This window comes from Roseixanthobacter psychrophilus, from assembly GCF_043195195.1.
Taxonomy (GTDB): domain Bacteria; phylum Pseudomonadota; class Alphaproteobacteria; order Rhizobiales; family Xanthobacteraceae; genus NCEH01.
Map to the genome: position 1 here is coordinate 1 of NZ_JBAFWT010000214.1, position 350 is coordinate 350.

The window sequence follows — 350 nt, forward strand, 5'->3', positions numbered from 1 at the left end:
GGCAAGGCGAAAACGATGTGAGCGCCTTCGACCCGGCGGCGACGCCGCGCTTCTCCTCGCCCTCGCGCTACCAGGCGACCACGGAGGCGATCATTGCGTATATGCGATCCGCCCTCGGCAACCCGACCCTCAAGATCTGGTTCCAGACGCTCGGCCGCGCTTACTGGGGCGACCTGCCGGACCCGCCCGAGCCGACCGGCGCCTATTACAAAGCCGCCCGCGACGTCCAGGTCGCGATCGCGGCGGCCGATCCTTATGTGATGATCGGCTCTTGGACGCCGGGTGCCGAGACCATTGCCGGTTACACCCCGGAGGTCGGCAACCCCGGCTTCATCCATTACACGTCGCCG

Annotated in this window: 1 protein-coding gene; it reads left to right on the forward strand. The window is 67.4% G+C overall.

Features of this window, described 5'->3' with window-relative positions:
• Positions 1 to 17: 17 nt before the first annotated feature.
• On the forward strand, positions 18 to 350 hold a 333-nt coding region (locus V5F77_RS29255), incomplete at its 3' end, for a hypothetical protein (protein ID WP_429008535.1).